Origin of the sequence: Flavobacterium ginsenosidimutans, from assembly GCF_037478105.1 — a bacterium.
GTDB lineage: Bacteria > Bacteroidota > Bacteroidia > Flavobacteriales > Flavobacteriaceae > Flavobacterium > Flavobacterium ginsenosidimutans.
In genome coordinates, this window is record NZ_CP147988.1 from 5,120,965 (window position 1) to 5,142,341 (window position 21,377).

A 21,377-nucleotide genomic window follows, 5' to 3' on the forward strand; every position below is an offset into this window, starting at 1 on the left:
ACAAGTTTTAAAAAAATGAATATTGATAAACTGCTGATAGAGCATAATAATTCAATCCGTTGTTGGTATAAGCTCCAACATGATATTGAAACCTAACGGACTGACCTTTTGCAATTGGAGTTGAGAATGTACCTCCAACACGCCAGTTATCAATTTGACTATCATCAGCAACTCCGTCAATAATAGTTTTTCCTCCAAAAAACCAAGTCGTATTAAAACCAACCCACATTTGGTTTTTAAAATAATAACTTGCATGAGCTTGAAGGCTATAGGTTGGTTTTTGCTCTAATTTTTTTCCTAGATAATCATTATTATCCGTATAAAACCACACCCCGCCATAGGCTTCGGCATAAACATGGGCAAACCGTTTCGACACACCTATTTCGGGCTTAAAAGCCCAGCGGTTTGTTCCAATGTTTACTTGTTTATCACCATAATATCTTCCTGTTGGGATTGAAGTAACCAAACTGACTCCAAGAATTGTCTTTTGCTCAAAGCTTCTGAATTCAGATCTATCAAGTGCAGGAGAACCTAGCAAATTAATTCCAAAACGGACTTTCATATCTGCAAAACCAGTTCTTGAGCCAGTAACCATCTGATCGCTGATTACAGCAGATCCATCCATAAAAGTAAAAGGTAGTCCTACTTGTATACGAGCCAGCTTATCTGCCAACCCAAAAGTTTTTATATAATTTACAGCCATATTGTGGCTTTGAAGTGTAAAATCTTTTATGGGTAGAGAAGGATCTGTGAGTACATTTCCATTCATAAAAACATAACCTGCGGCAATTACATTCAAATTTTTTGGAACATTCGCATAAGCTCTAGGTTCCAAATCCTGACCGTAAATCGTCAACGTACCAAAAGAGAAAAATAAAATCAGACACTTAAATAACCAAAAAAACTTTCCTACCATATATTCAAGTGAATTTGTGACAAGTTTAGTAATGAATTATTCTACATTTTTCTCCGTTGATTTAGGAGGATTTATTACTCCATCGTAACTAATTGGGGCTCTATTATTGCTATTAACAGACAATGTTGCTGTACCGTTGTAAAATATTCTAAACATTAAATCATAAACATCATTTTGACCTCTTACAGTTGCTTTGACATTAATGTTTTTCGATTTATTTTCAATTTTGACATTCTCTGGCTTACCTTCAAATTTTATTCCGCCATCAGTGCTGTATCCTATATTATAGCCGCGCCCAAAAAAAGGAAGATCACAAGTTGTATGATCGGTATTAAAATTTAAAAAATAAGTATTGTAATCCAGCTGGATTAATCTTCCTCCTTGAGGAGTCACTTTTTGCGCTTCAAAAATAAAATTTTGAGAAGCTATAAGTGCCTTAATTTCATTCTGTTTCTGTAATTCTCTTTCTGCTTTAAGTTCTTTTTTTGATTTTTCTTGTGCCAAAGCTGAAAAACTAAAAACACTTAAAAAAATCAACAAAACTGATATTGTGGTTTTCATACTATCATTTTTTAGTAAAACGCATCATTGCAATATCTCCTGAAATAAAATTCAATGTTTTTCCATCATCAGTAATATCATAAGATGTAATTTTCTGTAGCGTACTCATATAAGTCTGTTCGCCCTGACCATCTAAACACATCATTTTAGTTACTGCCATAGGCTGTGTAAAATCGATTTTGTTTCCAGTCACATTCAGTTTTCCTGTATACGAATTACAGCTGTTGTTTCCAGACACTTGGTTTTCTTTACTATTAAAAACAATTGTAGGTTTTTTATTTGGATATAATCCATCAAAAGTAATTCGCGGCCCCGTGATATAATTCAATTCCCAAGTTCCATCAAGTTTCGAAACAGAATCTGTTTTTTTACACTTAAAAATACTGCAAGAAATTAAAAGCAAACTAAAAAAAATGAGGGTAAAAATCTTTTTCATCATAACATTAAAGATTAAATGTGAGCGAATTAGATAAAATTGGTTTCAGAAAGTATTCGTTAAAAACCTCTACGAATTTAAACAATATTTTCCGTTTTTAACTCAATCAGAATTAAATTATAACGTATAGTTTGACTTTTTTTTAACTTTTAGAGTTAATCAATTCCGTTATTTTATGTTAAATTTACTTAATCTTTAATTAAAAATGCCCGTAGATATGAAAAAACTAATCGTTTCTTTCGCTATAATTACAGCCTTAATCGTTGGTTGTAAAACAAATAACAAATCAAATGATGCTAAAACTTTGACTGTAGCATTAGAACCTAAAAGCAATAGTAAAGTTGCTGGAACTGCCACTTTTGTCGAGAAAAATGGTAAAGTAACTTTTACAGCAAAAATCACTGGATTAGAACCTGGAGTTCACGCAATTCACATTCATGAAAAAGCAGATTGTAGCTCTGCAGACGGAAGTTCAGCTGGAGGACACTGGAATCCAACTTTCAAAAAACACGGAAAATGGGGAGTTGGCGAATATCACAAAGGAGATATCGGAAACTTTACTGCTGATGCAAAAGGTAACGGATCCATCACTCTAACAACTGATGAATGGTGTATTGGATGTGGAGACAGCAATAAAGATGTTTTAGGAAAAGGCCTAATTGTACACGCTGGAACAGACGACTTTACAACTCAGCCAACAGGAAATGCAGGAGGAAGAGTTGCCTGCGCAGGAATCATCAAATAAGAAAAATCATAATAACCACTATTTTTTAACAAAATCTAGTGGTTATTTCATTTAAAATGAATTCTAAAAGAAGAAAAAGATATAGCTTTGCATCAGCAAAATTAAATCAATGATTAACCCATCAGCACCAGGCTGGATCGATAAGTTTTTTAGTGAACAGAAGTTTTCAGAGGCAATTCCCTTTGAAACTGTAGATTCGTTTTACTATAAAGTAAGAGAAACGGGATTTATTTATGGTCATATTATTGCTATAGATTCTCAAATGCCAATTCCGATAAAAGGCTGGTTTAAAACCGAAATTTCTAAAGTAGCTTTACTAAATACTCTATACCATGTTTTTTGTTTAGAGAAAAGAAATTCGGAACCTAAAAATTTTATTTCAGAAGTTTTAAAGTTCTACAAACAAATGAATCCAGAAGGGTTTAATTTGTTTAAAATTTTATTGCCTAAAGATACTCCTGCCCTTTCTCTGGAAAATATTATAGATCAAAGAGTTCAGACCAATGACAGTATCATTAGTAAAAACTTTTCGCATTTAGTAACTAATGCATTGCTATTTATTGATGTTTTAGCTTTTAGACAATATTTAGAACATGGCGAAATTCCTGAAAAGTACCTGAAAAGGATTGAAGAAACTGTTTTAGGGATTGTAGGTTTAGCTTTAAAAACCAAAACTTCAAAATCGCAGCATGACGATTTATTAATCAAGCTTTTTGAAGCTTCTATTCGATATTCTAAATTTTCAAAAGTAACTGTTGACACTTTAGAAACTTTAAATCTTGAATATTTTAAAAACAAACTAGAACAATATTACTTAATCGACATGGCCGGAATGGCGCTGTGGAGTGACGGAATTGTCGAAAATGAAGAATCGTATTTCCTATATGCATTGGGTTCAACAATGGGAGTTGCTGACGATTTTGTAACCAAAAGTATGGATACAACCAATACTTTTATTACAACTCATAAAAAGAAGATTCCGTATTTTAATTATTCTAATCCTGTTAAACATTTTTATGATCAAATGACTCACAGCGTAGTCAAATTAATCATAAGAAATAAAAACAGGCTAATTAAGGAAATTGTTCAAAGTAAAGAATTGATGGTTTTACTTGCTTATTCTACAACAAGAGATTTGGATGCAAAAGAAAAAAAGAAAGTAAAAAAACAGCTTTTGGATATTTGTAAAACCATTCCGTCGCTGACCATATTTTTACTTCCTGGAGGAAGTTTATTACTGCCTATATTAATTAAGTTTATTCCAACAATGCTTCCTTCAGCATTTAATGAGAATTTAGACGAAAACGAATAAAAAAAATCGCCCTTTTTACAGGGCGATTTCTATTTCTAACTATTAAAGATCCAATTGGTAAACTTCATCTAGTTCATCATTCGAAGCAATATTTACATCTAAGTCGGTTACAAAACCTGAATTTAATCCGTAAACCCATCCGTGAAGCATTAAATCTTGACCATTTTTCCAAGCATTCTGTACAATAGATGTTTTCGCTAAGTTGTAAACTTGTTCTTTAGTATTGATTTCTACAAAAGCATTAAAACGTTCTTCTTCGTTCTCAATTGAGTTTAAATATTTATCGTGAAGGCGGTATTCATCTTTAATATGACGTAACCAGTTGTCTATAATTCCAACAGATTGATGCCCCATTGCTGCTTTTACACCTCCGCAACCGTAGTGTCCACATACAATGATATGCTTTATTTTCAAAACATTTACTGCATAATCCAGTACACTTAGCATGTTCATATCAGAGTGAACAACCATATTAGCGATGTTTCTATGTACAAAAACTTCACCTGGTTTTGCACCAACAATTTCGTTTGCAGGAACACGGCTATCAGAACATCCAATCCATAATAAAGGTGGTGATTGTCCTTTTGCCAAATCAGCAAAATAATTAGGGTCTTTTGCTAATGAAGTTTCAACCCACTTTTTATTATTTTCTAATAACTGCTCATAAAATTTTCTCATTTTTTTATTTTTTGTGTGGTAATTTCTAATTCTAGGTATGTCTCAAAAAAGAACTTGAATGTAAAGTTACCTAAAATTTGACATTTCTACGGCCTTAAAAACACCTAAATTTAATTATTCTTATCTAACAACTTCTTTTTTAACTAGTTCTCTTTTTGCCACATCATAATAATGTTCGATTTTAACGTGATTATGATTTTCTGGCGTATTTTCTAGTTCGTAAGCTTCTTTAAACCCTTTAAGTTTTACTTTTATATGTTCATCGATTGCTCTAGTTTCTTTAAACTCACGAATCAAATCCAATACGTCATGCGAAATATATTCTGTATCATGCGCATTGATTATAACTTTAGAGTTTTCTGGAATTTCAGCCAATGTTTGCTTTATTGCCGCTTTATTCAAGAACGAAACTTCCTGAGCTAAATCAATATGAATGATATCACCATCTTCATATTCTTCTTTCTTGAAGACATAAGCTCTTTTTAAGTTTCCTCGTAAAACGAAAATAATACTAATAATGATTCCCAACGCAACACCTTTTAGCAAATCTGTCGCAACGACAAAGACCAAAGTTGCAATAAAAGGGACAAACTGGTATTTACCCTTTTTCCAGAAATGCATAAAGGCTGCTGGTTTTGCTAATTTATATCCAACCAAAATCAAAACAGTCGCCAATGTTGCCAATGGAATTTTGTTTAAAATTACTGGTATAGCCAATACACTTAATAATAAAAGCACACCATGAATAATGGCTGACATTTTAGATTTTGCTCCCGCATTGTTATTAGCAGAAGATCTTACTACTACAGAAGTCATTGGTAAACCTCCTAAAAGAGAACTCACAATATTACCAATACCTTGCGCTCTAAGCTCAACATTAGTATTTGTGTAACGTTTTTGCACATCCATTCTATCAGTGGCTTCTATACATAAAAGCGTTTCAATAGAAGCGACAATGGCAATTGTAATAGCAACTACCCAAACTTGCGGATTTGTAACAGCGGTAAAATCTGGGGTAATTATAATTGATTTAAAATCATCAAAAGATTTTGGAACTGGCAAAGAAACCAAATGTTCTTTTGCAATTGCCAAAGTGCTTCCTGTAGATACAAATATTTCGTTTAAAACTACTCCAGCAATAACGGCAACCAAAGCACCTGGAACCAGTTTTATTCTTTTTAAGAAAGGAACTTTATCCCAAGCTAATAGAATTACCAATGAAACCGCAGAAACCACCACAGCTCCTAAGTGAATATGATTTAAAACATCAAATAGAAATGAAAATGAATTACTTCCATCATTTTGAATAAAAGCTTGATCTCCTTCAAAATCTGCATCATAACCAAAAGCGTGCGGTATTTGTTTTAAGATGATAATAATTCCAATACCCGCTAACATTCCCTCAATTACATTTGTTGGAAAATAATTCGAAATACTTCCGGCCTTTAAAAATCCTAATGCCAATTGAATTAATCCAGCAATAAAAACAGACATTAAAAATACATCGAAAGCTCCTAAATCGGTAATTGCGGTTAAAATGATAGCTGTTAACCCAGCAGCTGGACCTGATACACTAATATGTGACTGGCTTAAATATCCTACAATGATACCACCCACAACACCAGCAATAATTCCAGAAAATAACGGTGCTCCAGAAGCCATTGCAATACCTAAACACAACGGAAGAGCCACCAAGAAAACCACTAAACCCGAAGCAAAATCAGATTTAAGGTTGGCAAAAAGATTGATTTTTTTTGTCATAATATAATACTAAAAAAATTATTCATTAAAGATTCACCCCATCTCGATAGAAATGCGGCTAAAGTTCGAAATAATCGGAAGTATTATGCTACGTTAGGTGGTGGAGCAAATATGCTTGGAGAAATATTGTCTAGCATGACAATATTTTCAGAAATAATAGTTTTTTTCTCGATGTAAACCGGGATTAAAACTTCATGTTCTAGAATAGTTGGATGAACTACATTTTTAAGTTCTTTATGTACTTCTTCTTCAGTAATACTAAAAGATATAGCCGCACTATTCCCTTTCTTTAACGCCTGAACAATTGTTGGGGTCGATAAGAAGGCAATGAATATGAATAATAATATGCGGGCTACAAATTTCATCAAAGCAAAAATAGCGTTAAACAAATAAAATCAAAGAGATTTTTATAGAAATTTAACATAAACAAAAAAGCAGAATGCAATTTTCATTACATTCTGCTTTTAATTCTTTAAAAAACAATTATTTATAAAGTTTCTTCTAACCAAGCATTCATCATCCAAATTGTTTTTTCTTGCTCAGAAATGAAGTCGCTCATCATTGAATTGGTACCTTCATCATTAATTTCATCCGATTTGTTTAATATTTCTCTTTCGATTTTTAATAAATCAGATAAAGAATGAACAATTAACTGAACTGCTTTTTCATCGTTAGAAATATTTTTCCCAACTGTTAATTTATTGTTCTTAATATAATCTTCAAAAGTATGCAATGGAGTTCCTCCAATTGTCAAAACTCTTTCGGCTATCATATCTATTTTTAATTGTGCGTCTGTATATAGTTCTTCGAATTTTACATGTAAATCAAAAAAACGCTTTCCGCGAATGTTCCAGTGAATTCCTCTCAAGTTTTGGTAATACACTTGAAAATTTGACAAAAGTACATTCAACTCTTTTACCAATAATTCTGATTCTTTTACAGGTAATCCTAAAATATTTGTCTTCATAATCTATTTTTTTACACTAATTTACTACAAATTTAAAGTAACTTCTATAAAATAAACATAAATAAAAATTATATTTTCTTATTTTTGCATCACAAAATACTATCAATATGACTATAACTCAATTACAATATGTGTTAGCGGTTGCTGAGCATAAAAACTTCACACTTGCTGCTGAAAAATGCTTTGTAACTCAGCCAACTCTTAGTATGCAGATACAAAAAATTGAAGAAGAACTTAATATTTTAATTTTCGACAGAAGCAAAAAGCCAATTCAGCTTACAGATATAGGACAAAAAATTGTAAGTCAGGCAAAAAATATCGTAAACGAAGCTGATCGTATAAAAGATATTGTAGAACAGCAAAAAGGTTTTATTGGAGGAGAATTCCGTTTAGGAATTATTCCAACGATTATGCCTACACTTTTACCAATGTTTTTAAATAACTTCATTAAGAAATACCCAAAAGTAAAACTCTTGATTGAAGAGTTGAACACAGAGGAAATTATTCTAAAACTGAAAAACGGACATCTTGATGCTGCAATTGCCGCAACTCCTCTTGAAGACGAAAAAATCAAAGAGATTGTATTGTATTTTGAGCCTTTTGTAGCATACATCCCTGAGCATCATGCTAGTTTTCAGAAAGAAGAAATCGAAGTTGCCGACTTAAATCTAAATGAAATTCTGCTTTTACAAGACGGTCACTGTTTTAGAGACGGAATTTTGAATTTGTGCAAAAATGTCTCAGACGTCGATCAATCTAATTTTCAGATTCAAAGCGGTAGTTTTGAAACCTTGATTAAATTGGCAGACGAAGGCCTTGGTACAACGTTACTTCCGTACTTGCACACCTTAGACTTAAAAGAATCCGATAAACTGAAACTTCGTAATTTTAAGGAACCAAAACCAGCTCGAGAGGTAAGTTTGATTTACCCAAAGAGCGAATTAAAAATGCAAATTATTGATGCACTCAGATCTACAATTGCTGGCGTTGTAAAAGGCGCAATAGTTTTTCAGAATGTTCAAATCATAAGTCCGCTACAAAAAAGAGCATAATAAAAAAGGAGCCAAATTGGCTCCTTTTTTTATACTTTAATCAGTAGTAGACTTTGTTTTAATTCTGGCTTTCCAACAATGAAATTCAATAACCATTCTTGTAATTGTTCCATTTCGTAAGGTAACAGTGTTTTGATAGCTTTCTCTAATTCCTTACAGAAAAGTACCGGATCGAAACTAACTCTTTCAAGTATTGATTTCGTGTAATCAAACATCATTTTTGACATAATAAAATAAGATTTTCGGGGGTTATCTATTTTTTTAAACTCGAGCCAAATTTAAACAAATATTGAACATAAATACTACTTTTAACTTATTTTTTTAAAAAATTTAGCAACGAATACGTTTTCTTAAAATATATAAATCAATATAGAATTATTCTAAATAACTCATTTAAACCTTTTTAAAGGCTCGAAACATTTCTCTTTTCCCTGGAGGTCCTGCTAATTTTTCTACAGTAAAGCCAACTTCTATCATGCTTCTTTTAACAACTCCTCGCGCTGCATAAGTAACAAGAACGCCATTTGGCTTTAAACTATTATACATTTTCTGAAAAATTTCAGTACTCCAAAGCTCCGGCTGCACTCGGTAACCGAAGGCGTCAAAGTAAATCAAATCAAAAATTTCAAGATCGTTTATTTCATGAAAAAATTGTTTTCTTTTGGTTAACGAAAATTGAGAATTAATAACAGTTTTCTTATCCCATTCTGCAAGATGCATTTCCTTAAAAACAGATTCGTATTCTGTTGCTTCCAATTCTTCAGCATAATTCATCTCTAAAATCTCTTTTGGATCTACAGGATATGCCTCTACCCCAACATAATCAATAGCCTGATCTTTTCTAACAGATTCTAAAAAAGTGATAAAAGCATTTAATCCAGTCCCAAAACCTATTTCTAATATACTTATAGGATTCTCAAATAATGACAGTCCGTTTTTAATAAAAACATGTTTTGCTTCCTGAATTGCACCATGTTTAGAATGATAACATTCGTCCCATTCTGGTAAACGAATTGTGGTTGAACCATCTAACGTTTTAATTATTTCTCTTTTCACTTTTTCCGAATTTTACAATAACTTTTTATTGATTTTCAAGCCATTTTAAGATTCAAATTTAGTCAAAACAAATGCGTAAAGCCTTAAAAAACGATACTTTTTTCATAAATTCTTTATAAAAATCAACTAAATATTTGAGTTTATTATAAGATAAATAAATCTCAGTCAAAACCATTAAATAATGAATTTTCGCTAAGTATTTTACAGATTTTTACGTAATTTTGCATTCAATAAATTCCATTTTACACGATATCATCACTTTAGATTTCTGATAGTGAAAAATATCTCACAAAAAACTTACATAACTATGAGTACAACTCAAACGAGCAAAATTGAAATCATTAAAGCTACTTCTACAAAAATCAATGAAGTAGATTTTGACAACTTAAGTTTTGGTGCTGTATTTACAGACCATTTATTCGAATGCGATTTTAAAAACGGGCAATGGCAAAATCCTGTCATTAAGCCTTATGCTCCTATTTTGATGGATCCATCTTCAAAAGTCTTCCACTACGGACAAGCTATTTTTGAAGGAATGAAAGCTTATAAAGACGAAAGTAATGACATTTGGTTGTTTAGACCAGATGAAAATTACAAACGTTTCAATAATTCTGCTGTTCGTATGGCTATGCCAGAAATCCCAGAAGCTATTTTTATGGATGGTTTAAATGAATTGTTGAAAATTGATCAAGAATGGATTCAAAGAGGAAACGGAGCAAGTATGTATATCCGTCCTTTTATGATCGCTACAGGTCCTGGAGTTATCGCAAATCCGTCTGACGAATATAAATTTATGATTTTACTTTCTCCTGCAAAAGCATATTATGGAGGTGAAGTAAAAGTTATCATTGCTGAACATTTCAGTAGAGCTGCAAATGGTGGTATTGGTGCTGCAAAAGCTGCCGGAAACTATGCTGCTCAATTCTACCCAACTAACTTGGCAAATAAAGATGGTTTCCAACAAGTTATTTGGACTGATGATGCAACGCACACAAAATTAGAAGAAGCTGGAACAATGAACGTTTTCTTCAGAATTAACGATACTTTATTAACTGCTCCAACAAGCGAAAGAATTTTAGATGGTGTTACTAGAAAAAGTTTGATCGCAATGGCAGAAAAAGAAGGATTAAAAGTTGAAGTTCGTCCAGTAATTGTTTCAGAATTGGTTGAAGCTGCTAAAAACGGTTCTTTGAAAGAAATCTTCGGAGCTGGAACTGCAGCGGTTATTAGCGTTATCAAAGGATTCTCTTATAAAGACGAATACTTCGAAATGGCTCCAATCGAAAATTCTTATGCTTCTTTCTTAAAAGAAAAACTAACAAGTCTTCAAAACAAACTTTCTGAAGACACTTACGGATGGACAGTTAAAGTTCAATAATCCAAAACCATATTAAAAAGAAAACCCGATAAATTTAGTTTTATCGGGTTTTTTATTTTTCCTTTATGATTAAATTTTAGCTTCTCGTTGCGGAGTTACTTGCGAAGATTTCTCCTTCGTCGAAATGACATAAATGACGCAAAACTTTACGCTTATTTTAAGAACTACAGAAAAAGTGTAACATTCTTTGTGGTTAATCTTCTATAAAAGCTTCGAAAAATCAGGTTTAAAATAATTTGGACCTTTCATTACTTTTCCGTCTTCGCGGTAAATTGGCTGACCATCTTCTCCTAATTTACTCATATTACTGCGTTGGATTTCATCAAAAACAGCTTCAATTTTATCTTGAAGTCCGTGTTCGATAATTGTTCCGCACAAAATATACATCATATCTCCAAGAGCGTCTGCAATTTCAACTAAATCATTATTCTGAACCGCTTCATAATATTCCTCGTTTTCTTCCTTCATTAAATTATAACGAAGTAATTTTTTCTCTGCTCCCACATCGGCAACTGGTGTAGTGCTGTGGCCAATTCTAAAAGCAGTATGAAATTCTGTTACGGCGTCAAGTTGTTTTTTCATATAGTAGTTTTTCTTTTTTTTTGCTAATTTAAGTCACTTTCATATAAATCTGAAAATTTATTGAAAGAAATGAAAAGGCAATTTAGCAGCAAATCGTTTACAAATCTCTAAATTTGCCAAAAATTTTTATAACTATGTTTAGTCAAGGTCAAATACTATTTGGGGTATGTTTTTTTATTGCGTTTGTAATCGTTATGATATTTGCTTATCGAAAAGATTTGAAATTACACAAAGTCTTTTATAAAGGAAATTACAAAGTACTCCTTGCCTTTCTGCTTTTCATAGTACTTTTGTTCGTAATTAAAATATTTTTAAAAAGATAAATTATTCTGGTCGCAATAAAATAAACCTAATCATTATGGGTTATTAGTAAGACTCATGATAAATTTATAACTTTACCGAAACCAAACAATCTACCATGAAAATTCTAAAGTATTTATTTCTTTTTGCACTTTTAAGCTTTGTTGCTCTTACTGTTTTTGTTGCTACTCAGAAAGGAGATTTTTCTGTAGAAAGAAGTAAAGTCATCAATTCGCCTCGTGCAACGGTTTATAACTACTTAAACGACTTTAGAAATTATGAAGATTTTGAATCTTGGTCTATTGAAGATCCTAGCATAAAAATGACATACGCTAATAAAACAAGCGGAAATGGCGCAACATTTTATTGGGATGGTGTTGATGGCAAAGGAAATTCTATTATCCTTAAAACAAAAGATGGCGAGAGCATTGACCAAAAAATGCAGTTTGACGGTACTGAAGCCGATGTAAATTGGACTTTAAAAGATACATTGAACGGAAAAACAAAAGTTACTTGGAAAGGAAAAGGAACAATGAGTTTTCTATTTAAAATATATACTGCTTTACATGGAGGTTCAGATAGAGTTATTGGAACTATTTACGAAAAAAGCTTAGCTAATATTGATAAAAATTTAGATTTCGAAACTAGAACTTATGCGGTTAATGTAGACGGAGTTGTTAAGAAAACAGAAACGCCTTATATCAAACAGACTTTTACAAGTGAAATTGCCAAAGTGAGCAAAAATGCTAGAATTGTAATTCCAAAGCTTATTCACTTTAGTGAAACAAACGGTTTATCTGCAATGGGAAAACCATTTATTATTTATCATACTTACGATACTAAAAATGGTTTGGCTAAAATCTCTATTTGTTTACCTATTAATAAAGAAATTTCAACCAGTTCAGGAAGTGATATTTTAGCAGGAAAATTAAATGGTTTTGATGCTGTAAAAACAACTCTTACTGGAGATTACTCTCATAGAAACGAAGCAATTGCAAAAACAACTGCATATATAAACAATGAAAAGATTATTCCAGATTTAAGCTGGTCACATCTTGAAATCTTGACGTTGAGCAAATTGGATGTAAAAGCTTCTTCTAAATTGGTAACCGAAATTTATTTCCCAATAAAACCAAAAGTAGCTCCTGCTGTTACTGAGCCTGTTTATGCTCAAGATAGTACTGGTGAAGCTCCAAGCCAGCCACGTACAGAACAACCGCGCACAGAACCTGTAAAACGCAAACCAGCGGCACCAACGCCTGCTCCTGCACAAACTCCTGCACAAGAAGAAGATTCAGAGTTTTAAATAATTTAAAAAAAGGCATTAAACCTTTTCTTTTAAATTCTGTCTAACTTCTATTAAAGAAAGTTTACAAAACAATAAGTTTGATAGACGAGAAAGAATTTATAAAACAATTATTAAGTCCTGAGACGCAGAATACTGCGTTTCAAAAACTCTTGTCTGATTATCAGAGACCTCTGTATTCTCATATTCGAAACATTGTTTTGAATCATGATGATGCAGATGATGTTTTACAGAACACTTTTGTAAAAGTCTTTCAAAATCTTAAAAACTTTAAAGGAGAAAGTAAACTTTTTTCCTGGATGTACCGTATTGCTACAAATGAAGCTTTGACTTTTTTATCGCAAAAAGCAAAATTGAGTGGCATTTCATCTGAAGATCTGCAGAATAAAACAATCGATAACTTAAAAGCCGATCTTTATTTTGATGGAGATGAAATTCAAATCAAACTTCAAAAGGCAATTGTAACACTTCCAGAGAAACAGCAATTGGTTTTCAAAATGAAATATTTTGAAGAATTGAAATATGAAGAAATTGCAGATATTCTAGGAACTTCTGTTGGAGCTCTCAAAGCATCATATCATCACGCAGTAAAAAAAATAGAATTATATGTTACGTCAAATTAAACCTTTTGTAACAAAAACTATCTTATAAGTATTATGAAAACATTTAAATTAGAAAACGAACCAAAAATAAAATCTGGGTTTAAAACTCCGGAAAATTATTTTGATGATTTTTCAGAAAAAGTTTTACAGCAATTAAACGAAAAAGAAGTTAAGGTAATTCCTTTTTACAAACGTAGAAAAATCATTTCTCTGGCAGCCGCTGCGGTAATTGGTTTTGCATTATTAATTCCGATTGTAAATAATTACAAAGCCAATTCAAACGAGCTTGATGAAGCCACTTTAGAAAACTATTTATCTTATCACTCCAATATTAGCCAATATGATTTAATTCAAACCTTAGATGACAGTGATATAGAAAAATTAGGTAACGATGTTACTCTAGAAGATGAAACACTAGAAGATATTTTAGTTGCAAGTCCAAACATAGAACACTTAATTTCAGAACAAAATTAAATCAAACTTAACTCAACAACTTAGCTTAACAATGAAAATAAAAAACATTTTACCGCTATTGCTATTTCTGACAAGTTTTTCATTTTTTGCACAAAATGGAAAAATAGATGAAAAGCGAGAAAAAATTAAAGCTTTTAAAGTGTCATTTTTAACAACAGAATTGGAATTAACTTCAACTGAAGCTGAAAAATTCTGGCCTATTTATAATGCTTATGATGATAAGCAATATGAATTAAAGTATTTGAAAATGAAAACTTATCTGAGACAGCTAAAAGATGACAATCTTAAAAATCTTTCAGATAAAGACGCAGCAACATTATTATCTCAAATCGAAAGCACCGATAAAGAAATATACCAGCTTCGCGAAAAATACATGAACAGTCTTAAGAAAGTACTTCCTGCAAAGAAAATATTATTGCTTAAAAAATCTGAAGACGACTTTAATCGAAAATTACTGCAGCAATACCGCGACAAAGCTAATAAAGATTAAACTTAACGAAACAACAGCGATAAGAACCCTATATAATAATACTTACTTTATTATTTAGGGTTCTTATTTTTTTATTTAAAATTTAGTCGAACTACTTTATTATGTCCCGCAGCAATTGCGGTATTTCTATTCACAAAACGAATTGTAAAAAATTTCGTGTCTGTAGAAAGCTGCATCCAGTTTTCACCTCCATTTTGAGAATATTGTATTCCTTCAGAACCTACACAAACAATTTCTCTTCCATTACCTCCAGGAACATATTGTATACAAGACGCATAACCAAATCCCATATTCTGACCAATTAATTCCCAAGTCTTGCCGCCATCTTTTGTAAAAGCTTTATTATTTGTCTTTACGTTAGGCAAATCGTAATCTCCTCCTGCTATAAAACCTTGTTTAGAATCGTAAAAATCTGCCGTAAAAATTCCTGTCATTTGTTTTCCCTGTACGATAGGAGTTTCTACAACTCTCCAAGTTTTTGCTTTGTCTGGAGAATAAAAAACACGTGATTTTTTTCCGCCAGAAACCAGCCAGGTATCATTTCCTTTAATCACTATATTAGTGTTACTGGCTGCAAAAGCAGCTTCTCCTGTGCTATTGGTTGGTAATTTATCAGACAGCAATTTTGTCCAAGTTTCTCCTCCGTCGCGTGTAACAATAATTGAAAAAGTATCCTCTGTTGGATCTCCAATAGCAATTCCTTCCTTATCATTCCAAAACTGCATGCTATCGTAAAAAACTTTTGGGTTAATTTCTTTGTAAACCAATTTAACTTTACGGTCTTTTTTAGAAACCGAATAAAGAAGCGCTGGATTTGCCACACTCAACAAAAAAATATCTTTCGAAGTTTGTGCTATGCTTCTGAATTCTAATTTAAGTGTATCGCGGTAAATATGCTCTTCGAATTTTTCTTTTTTATCTAGATCATAATATCCAAAACGAGAATTATCTGCCCCGTACCAAACTTTATTTTTATCAATTAAAATTGCTCTAATACTAATTCTGTCTTTGAATAATGTATCTACTGTCATTGATGTAAAACCATTATTGTAAACAGCGTCAGTTTTATAGTTAAATGTTCTAAAAGACATCAATAAAATAAAAATAACACAAAATAAAGCGAGTTTTTTCATAGGAAACTTAAAATTTGGTTAACGCTAAAATACGATTATTTATAAAATATCAAAATCATTCTCTAGTCTTTTTCTGGCATAGTAATTGTTTTCTTACCAAATAAAAATTAACAAGTAAAATATGAAAAATATATTATTGGCCGGGATATTTATATTATTAGTAAATACTCTCACTGCTCAAAGAGTCAACGTATATCCAAAGAACTCTTATGTAGAAGAAAACTTAGATTTAAATGCAGTTTCAACAATATTTTCTGAATCTGTAAATACTGCAGATTTTGAAACAAGACTAAACTATCCAGACTACAGAATCTCTAATTTAGATTTAAACCATGATGGAAAAGTTGATTATTTGAGGGTTATCGAAAAAATTCAAAATAACATTAAGATAATCATTATTCAATCAGAAATCAAACCGAACATATATGAAGATGTAGCAACTATTAACATCGTGATGAGTTCAAGAAATACCGGCTATAGCACAGATTCAGGAATTCGTCCAAAAGACATTATTATACCATTTGTATTTACTGTTCTAGATGTGTTTCTGCACAAACGATAAAACAAACAAACAAACAAATAAACAAATAAACACAAATACCTAATAATCAAATAAATAAAACAAATAAAACACAGCTTTAATTTTGTGGCACAGTAATTGGATATCAACTAATACAACAATTTAATATGATTTAGCCATGAAAGCGAAATTACTTTTAATAGCCATATTTGCAGTAGCAATTACTTCTTGCCAAGCCCAAGCTGGAGCTACAGTTTATGCAAAAAACTCAGATATAAGTGATAACTTAGACTTAAGAGCTGTTGCTTCAATTTTTGGAGAATCAGCCAACCTTCAAGATTTTGAAAGACGTTTGAATGATCCAAAATATCAAATATCAAACCTTGACCTTAATGGTGACGACGAAGTTGATTACTTACGTGTAATCGAAAGTGTTGAAAACAGAACACACGTTGTTATTATCCAAGCGGTTTTGGATCGTGATGTATATCAAGACATTGCAACCATTGACGTAGAAAGAGATAATTACAATAAAGTAAGCGTTCAGGTTGTAGGAAATACTTATTTATATGGAGATAATTATATTTATGAGCCAGTTTATAGTGTAGCTCCTGTTATCTATACTTCTTTCTGGGTTACAAATTATGTGCCTTATTGCTCAACTTGGTACTGGGGTTATTATCCAACATATTATAGAACTTGGGCACCATATCCAGTGTACAGATACAGAAACAACATCAATGTTTGTATTAACGTTAACAATCATTATAACTATGTTAATGTAAGAAGAAGTTACAGAGCACCTGTGATCTATGAAACAAGACGTTCTTATGGTTATGAAAGAATGCGTCCTAACTATAGTTTCGCTGAAAGACATGCTAATACATCAAATAGATACGAATTAGACCAAAGACGTGTAGTTAGTAGAGAAACAAATAGAAACACCTATAACACAAATAGAAATTATACTGGCAGAACAACATCTAACAATGGAATTTCTAACAGAACTTATGCAGATAACAGAAATGCAACAAGCAGACCTTCTGTAGAAAGAACTAGCAACGGCAATAGTAACAGAGGTTACAGTTCTACTGGCAGAAGTACTGAAAATGTTAACACTGACAGAAATACAAATCGTGGTTATTCTAATAATGCTAATAATACTCCAAGAGTTGAAAGCACTCCTAGGGCACAAAACACACAAAGAGTAGATTACGGAAATAACAATTCTTCTAATACATCAAGAGGTTACTCTAATCGTGAAGCATCTGCTCCTAGAGCAGAAAGAAGCTCAAGAAGTTATTCTGAAAATCAATCTAGCAACTCAAACAGAGAGTATTCTGCTAGACCACAACAAGCTCAACAACGTAGTGAATCTCCAAGAGTAAGCCAAGAATCTAGAGGCGGACAAAGCCAAAGAGAAAATAGTTCAAGTTCTCGAGGAAATGGCAGAAGAGGTTAATTTTAGAACTAAATAACATTCAAAAAGGAAAGCACAATTTTACGATTGTGCTTTTTTTTATCTTTTTGATTATAATTGCCGCTAATTTGTTTTAAAACAGTAAATTTGCAACCGTCTTTTTATAAAATTATACATGAGCGCATCGCATAAAAACTTACACAGTAAGTTGTCTATTGGGGGTTTATTGATTACTTTAGGGATTATTTATGGGGATATTGGTACTTCTCCATTGTATGTAATGAAAGCTATTTTAGGCGAACATACCATTAATGCCGATATTGTTTTAGGCGGTATTTCTTGTGTGTTCTGGACTTTAACTTTACAAACTACAATTAAATATGTACTTATTACTTTAAGTGCAGACAACCACGGTGAAGGAGGTATTTTTGCGTTATACGCATTAGTAAAGAAAACAAAAATTCAATGGCTTATAGTGCCCGCCATTATTGGAGGTAGCGCCTTGCTTGCTGACGGAATTATCACTCCTCCTATTTCGATTTCATCTGCTGTAGAAGGAATTAGAGCATTCTATCCAACAATGCAGACACAAACCATTGTTTACATAGTAATTACAATTCTATTTATTCTATTTACTATTCAGCAATTCGGAACAAAATTGGTTGGTAAATTCTTTGCACCAATGATGTTGATTTGGTTTGCTATGCTGGGAACTTTAGGTGCAATTCAGGTAATTAATTATCCTGAAGTAATTAAGGCTATCAATCCTTATTACGCTTATCATTTACTATCGATCCATCCTGATGGTTTCTTCGTTCTTGGTTTTGTATTCTTATGTACAACTGGAGCTGAAGCTTTATATTCTGACATGGGGCACTGTGGTAGAAAAAACATCAGAATCAGTTGGATATTTGTAAAAGCAACATTGGTTTTAAATTACTTCGGACAAGCTGCTTATTTAATTCACCATGAAGGAAGCACTTTACAGCAATTAGGTGGAGAAAATGGAAACCCATTTTACTTAATTATGCCACATTGGTTTTTACCATTCGGGATTGTAGTTGCGACTTTAGCAGCCGTAATTGCTTCTCAAGCCCTTATTTCTGGTTCATTTACTTTGATCAACGAAGCAATGCGTTTGAACTTCTGGCCAAAAGTAAAAATCAAATATCCGACAGAAGTAAAAGGTCAATTATACATTCCGTCAATCAACTGGTTATTGTTTTTTGGCTGTGTTGGAATTGTTTTGCATTTTGAAAAATCAGGAAACATGGAGCATGCATACGGTCTTGCCATCATCTTATGTATGATTATGACAACCATTTTGCTAAACTATTACTTAATCATGAAACGTGTAAAACTGTACTTTATGGTACCGCTGATTACAATTTATTTATTGATTGAGTTCAGTTTCCTTTTTGCTAACATTACAAAATTTGCAGAAGGTGGTTACGTAACATTAATCATTGCAAGTATGCTGATTTCTGTAATGACAATCTGGTATTTAGCTAAGAAAATCAACAAAAACTACACTAAAGTGGTTAAAGTTGACGATTACAAACAAGTTCTTGTAGAGCTAAGCCAAGATTTATCTATTCCGAAATATGCTACGCATTTGGTTTATATGACAAACGCGAATCGCGTTGATGAACTGGAGGAAAAAATCATTTATTCTATCCTTCAAAAACGTCCAAAAAGAGCTGATATTTATTGGTTTGTTCACGTGAACATTTTGACTGAACCTTACAAAACGCAATATAAAGTAACTGAAATTGCGAAAGACGATATTTATAGAATTGATTTCAACTTAGGTTTTAGAGAGCCTACCAAGATCAATTTGATGTTTAGAGAAGTTATCAAAGACATGGTAAAACGAGGCGAAGTAGATATTACGAGCCGTTATGAATCTTTAAACAAAAACAACATTATTGGAGATTTCAAATTTGTATTATCAGAGAAATTCTTATCAAACGACAACGATCTAAGATGGCATGAAAACATTATCATGAACTCTTATTTCTTCATCAAGAAACTGAGTTTATCTGAAGAAAGAGCTTTTGGTTTAGACAGCAGCTCTGTTAAAATAGAAAAATTCCCAATGGTGCTTCATGCTCCAGAAAATATTGGATTAACACGTATTACTTCCAAAGAGTAAAACTAAAAATAATTCAAAAAAACACTCTAAATAAGAGTGTTTTTTCTTTTAATGAGAGTCAGAATAAGATTCGGTATTAAAAATTTAACTTTCAATCAATTAATAGTACCTTTGCACTTCAAATAAATAAAATGAGATTACACAGAAATTTAGTTTATACGACAATTGATTCTTTGAATGCTATTTTCAATGAAGGAGAATATGCAGACAAAGTTGTAGCTAGAGCATTAAAAAAAGACAAACGTTGGGGAAGTTCTGACCGTAAATTTGTTGCTGAAACCATATATGAGATTGTTCGATGGAAACGATTATACGCTGAAATTGCAGAAGTTAAAGAACCTTATGACAGAGATAATTTATGGAGAATGTTTGCTGTTTGGGCTGTTCTTCGTGGTTATCCAATTCCAGATTGGAGACAATTGGAAGGAACTCCAGAAAGAAAAATAAAAGGTCGTTTTGACGAATTATCTAAAACTAGAGCAATTAAAGAATCTATTCCAGATTGGATGGATGAATTAGGCGTGAAAGAACTTGGAGAAAAAGTGTGGGCAAAAGAAATTGCAGCACAAAATCAGCCAGCAAAAGTTATTCTTAGAACTAATACTTTAAAAGGAACTAAAGAAAGCCTTAGAAATACTTTAATGGATTTAAATATTGAAACGGAATATTTAAAAGACCAGCCAGAAGCTCTTGTTTTAAAAGAAAGAGCCAATGTATTTTTAACTGATGCTTTTAAACAAGGTTTATTTGAAGTTCAAGATGCAAATTCACAATTAGTTGCAGGATTTTTGGATGTAAAACCAGGAATGCGTGTAGTTGATACTTGTGCTGGAGCAGGTGGAAAAACATTGCACATGGCTTCTTTAATGGAAAACAAAGGACAGTTAATTGCTATGGATTTGTATGAAAGCAAATTGAAGCAATTAAAATTAAGAGCGAAAAGAAACGGAGCTTTTAATATTGAATACCGCATTATTGACAGCACAAAAGTGATCAAAAAATTACACGAAAAAGCAGACCGTGTTTTAATTGACGCACCTTGTAGCGGATTGGGAGTTTTAAAAAGAAATCCAGATTCTAAATGGAAATTACAACCTGAATTTATTGACAACATTCGTAAAGTTCAGAGTGAAGTTTTAGAAAGCTATTCTAAAATTGTAAAACCAGGCGGAAAATTAGTTTATGCAACTTGTTCTGTTTTACCTTCAGAAAACCAGGAACAAGTTGAGAAGTTCTTAAAAACAGAAATCGGAAAACAATTTACTTTTATTGAAGACCGTAAAATGTTAGCTTCAAAATCTGGTTTTGACGGATTCTATATGGCACTTTTAGAAAGAAAATCTTAAATTCCAATATTGAAAATTCCAAATTCCAATTTTGGATTCAAATAAAAAAATCCCAAATTTCAATCTTAGTTATTGAAATTTGGGATTTTTATTTTTTCAAAGGTTTTTATATTCTAGCATCCAACTTTGTCAAAGTTTAAAACTTTGACAAAGTTCTAAACTAAGAGTTTTGGAATTTGGATATTGG

At 32.0% G+C, this 21,377-nt stretch carries 23 protein-coding genes; 12 read left to right on the forward strand and 11 right to left on the reverse strand.

From position 1 onward, the window contains the following. Window positions 1–7: 7 nt before the first annotated feature. Genes V6624_RS21920 through V6624_RS21930 form a run of 3 tightly spaced genes read right to left on the reverse strand, consistent with a single transcriptional unit; the run spans window position 8 to window position 1,916 of the window. A complete protein-coding gene (locus tag V6624_RS21920; protein ID WP_338840173.1) occupies window positions 8–916 on the reverse strand; it encodes a transporter in 909 nt (302 codons plus the stop codon). Window positions 917–952: 36 nt separating this feature from the next. After that, on the reverse strand, window positions 953–1,477 hold the full coding sequence (locus V6624_RS21925) for a DUF4251 domain-containing protein (RefSeq protein WP_111288595.1): 525 nt from the start codon (window positions 1,475–1,477) through the stop codon (window positions 953–955). Between the two features lie 4 nt (window positions 1,478–1,481). Continuing rightward, entirely contained in the window at window positions 1,482–1,916 is a 435-nt protein-coding gene (locus V6624_RS21930) for an META domain-containing protein (RefSeq protein ID WP_111288597.1), read from the reverse strand. Between the two features lie 214 nt (window positions 1,917–2,130). On the opposite strand from V6624_RS21930, the gene V6624_RS21935 reads away from it, so the two are divergent. Together V6624_RS21935 and V6624_RS21940 are read left to right on the forward strand one after the other, a co-directional pair. Then, window positions 2,131–2,658, forward strand: coding sequence for a superoxide dismutase family protein (locus V6624_RS21935; protein WP_111289248.1), 528 nt, complete (start codon window positions 2,131–2,133; stop codon window positions 2,656–2,658). A gap of 109 nt (window positions 2,659–2,767) precedes the next feature. After that, the gene (locus V6624_RS21940) at window positions 2,768–3,970 is read left to right on the forward strand and encodes an LETM1-related biofilm-associated protein (RefSeq protein ID WP_111288599.1); all 1,203 of its coding nucleotides are present in this window, start codon (window positions 2,768–2,770) and stop codon (window positions 3,968–3,970) included. 42 nt (window positions 3,971–4,012) lie between these two features. On the opposite strand, the gene can is transcribed toward V6624_RS21940, so the two are convergent. From can to V6624_RS21960, 4 genes are all read right to left on the reverse strand, one after another. After that, window positions 4,013–4,648 carry a carbonate dehydratase gene (gene can, locus V6624_RS21945; RefSeq protein WP_111288601.1) on the reverse strand — a complete coding sequence of 212 codons (636 nt, stop codon included), beginning with the start codon at window positions 4,646–4,648 and terminating at the stop codon, window positions 4,013–4,015. Between the two features lie 120 nt (window positions 4,649–4,768). Next, window positions 4,769–6,409, reverse strand: coding sequence for a SulP family inorganic anion transporter (locus tag V6624_RS21950; RefSeq protein WP_111288603.1), 1,641 nt, complete (start codon window positions 6,407–6,409; stop codon window positions 4,769–4,771). A gap of 83 nt (window positions 6,410–6,492) precedes the next feature. Further along, window positions 6,493–6,774, reverse strand: a complete 282-nt coding sequence (locus V6624_RS21955; protein ID WP_239455700.1) for a hypothetical protein — start codon at window positions 6,772–6,774, stop codon at window positions 6,493–6,495. A gap of 122 nt (window positions 6,775–6,896) precedes the next feature. Then, complete coding sequence (locus V6624_RS21960) at window positions 6,897–7,376, reverse strand: Dps family protein (protein ID WP_111288607.1); 480 nt, start codon at window positions 7,374–7,376, stop codon at window positions 6,897–6,899. 107 nt (window positions 7,377–7,483) lie between these two features. On the opposite strand from V6624_RS21960, the gene V6624_RS21965 reads away from it, so the two are divergent. Continuing rightward, entirely contained in the window at window positions 7,484–8,428 is a 945-nt protein-coding gene (locus tag V6624_RS21965; RefSeq protein WP_111288609.1) for a LysR substrate-binding domain-containing protein, read from the forward strand. Between the two features lie 29 nt (window positions 8,429–8,457). On the opposite strand, the gene V6624_RS21970 is transcribed toward V6624_RS21965, so the two are convergent. Together V6624_RS21970 and mnmD are read right to left on the reverse strand one after the other, a co-directional pair. Continuing rightward, window positions 8,458–8,655: a hypothetical protein gene (locus V6624_RS21970; protein ID WP_111288611.1), complete on the reverse strand. Its 198-nt coding sequence runs from the start codon at window positions 8,653–8,655 to the stop codon at window positions 8,458–8,460. A gap of 166 nt (window positions 8,656–8,821) precedes the next feature. Continuing rightward, window positions 8,822–9,484 carry a tRNA (5-methylaminomethyl-2-thiouridine)(34)-methyltransferase MnmD gene (gene mnmD, locus V6624_RS21975; RefSeq protein WP_338840182.1) on the reverse strand — a complete coding sequence of 221 codons (663 nt, stop codon included), beginning with the start codon at window positions 9,482–9,484 and terminating at the stop codon, window positions 8,822–8,824. 307 nt (window positions 9,485–9,791) lie between these two features. Between mnmD and V6624_RS21980 the strand changes: the two genes are divergently transcribed. Further along, window positions 9,792–10,862, forward strand: coding sequence for a branched-chain amino acid aminotransferase (locus V6624_RS21980; protein ID WP_111288615.1), 1,071 nt, complete (start codon window positions 9,792–9,794; stop codon window positions 10,860–10,862). A 201-nt stretch (window positions 10,863–11,063) separates the two neighbouring features. Here V6624_RS21980 and V6624_RS21985 read toward each other — a convergent pair whose 3' ends face one another. Next, window positions 11,064–11,444 carry a nucleoside triphosphate pyrophosphohydrolase family protein gene (locus V6624_RS21985; protein WP_111288619.1) on the reverse strand — a complete coding sequence of 127 codons (381 nt, stop codon included), beginning with the start codon at window positions 11,442–11,444 and terminating at the stop codon, window positions 11,064–11,066. Between the two features lie 418 nt (window positions 11,445–11,862). On the opposite strand from V6624_RS21985, the gene V6624_RS21995 reads away from it, so the two are divergent. The 4 genes from V6624_RS21995 (at window position 11,863) to V6624_RS22010 (ending at window position 14,616) form a co-directional block, all read left to right on the forward strand. Next, entirely contained in the window at window positions 11,863–13,050 is a 1,188-nt protein-coding gene (locus V6624_RS21995; RefSeq protein ID WP_338840185.1) for a transcriptional regulator, read from the forward strand. Between the two features lie 80 nt (window positions 13,051–13,130). Beyond that, window positions 13,131–13,673 (forward strand): RNA polymerase sigma factor, encoded by a 543-nt coding sequence (locus V6624_RS22000; RefSeq protein WP_111288625.1) that lies wholly within the window; start codon window positions 13,131–13,133, stop codon window positions 13,671–13,673. A 33-nt stretch (window positions 13,674–13,706) separates the two neighbouring features. Further along, a complete protein-coding gene (locus V6624_RS22005; protein WP_111288627.1) occupies window positions 13,707–14,126 on the forward strand; it encodes a hypothetical protein in 420 nt (139 codons plus the stop codon). Between the two features lie 31 nt (window positions 14,127–14,157). Further along, entirely contained in the window at window positions 14,158–14,616 is a 459-nt protein-coding gene (locus V6624_RS22010) for a sensor of ECF-type sigma factor (protein WP_111288629.1), read from the forward strand. 71 nt (window positions 14,617–14,687) lie between these two features. Here the strand turns inward: V6624_RS22010 and V6624_RS22015 are convergent, their stop codons facing one another. Then, window positions 14,688–15,749 (reverse strand): oxidoreductase, encoded by a 1,062-nt coding sequence (locus V6624_RS22015; RefSeq protein WP_111288631.1) that lies wholly within the window; start codon window positions 15,747–15,749, stop codon window positions 14,688–14,690. 121 nt (window positions 15,750–15,870) lie between these two features. On the opposite strand from V6624_RS22015, the gene V6624_RS22020 reads away from it, so the two are divergent. The 4 genes from V6624_RS22020 to V6624_RS22035 all read left to right on the forward strand — a co-directional run bounded on the left by V6624_RS22020 (window position 15,871) and on the right by V6624_RS22035 (window position 21,190). Then, complete coding sequence (locus V6624_RS22020) at window positions 15,871–16,311, forward strand: hypothetical protein (protein ID WP_111288633.1); 441 nt, start codon at window positions 15,871–15,873, stop codon at window positions 16,309–16,311. Between the two features lie 136 nt (window positions 16,312–16,447). Further along, window positions 16,448–17,731 (forward strand): hypothetical protein, encoded by a 1,284-nt coding sequence (locus V6624_RS22025; protein ID WP_111288635.1) that lies wholly within the window; start codon window positions 16,448–16,450, stop codon window positions 17,729–17,731. 133 nt (window positions 17,732–17,864) lie between these two features. After that, window positions 17,865–19,844 carry a KUP/HAK/KT family potassium transporter gene (locus V6624_RS22030; protein ID WP_111288637.1) on the forward strand — a complete coding sequence of 660 codons (1,980 nt, stop codon included), beginning with the start codon at window positions 17,865–17,867 and terminating at the stop codon, window positions 19,842–19,844. Between the two features lie 131 nt (window positions 19,845–19,975). After that, complete coding sequence (locus V6624_RS22035) at window positions 19,976–21,190, forward strand: RsmB/NOP family class I SAM-dependent RNA methyltransferase (protein ID WP_111288639.1); 1,215 nt, start codon at window positions 19,976–19,978, stop codon at window positions 21,188–21,190. Window positions 21,191–21,377: the final 187 nt, after the last annotated feature.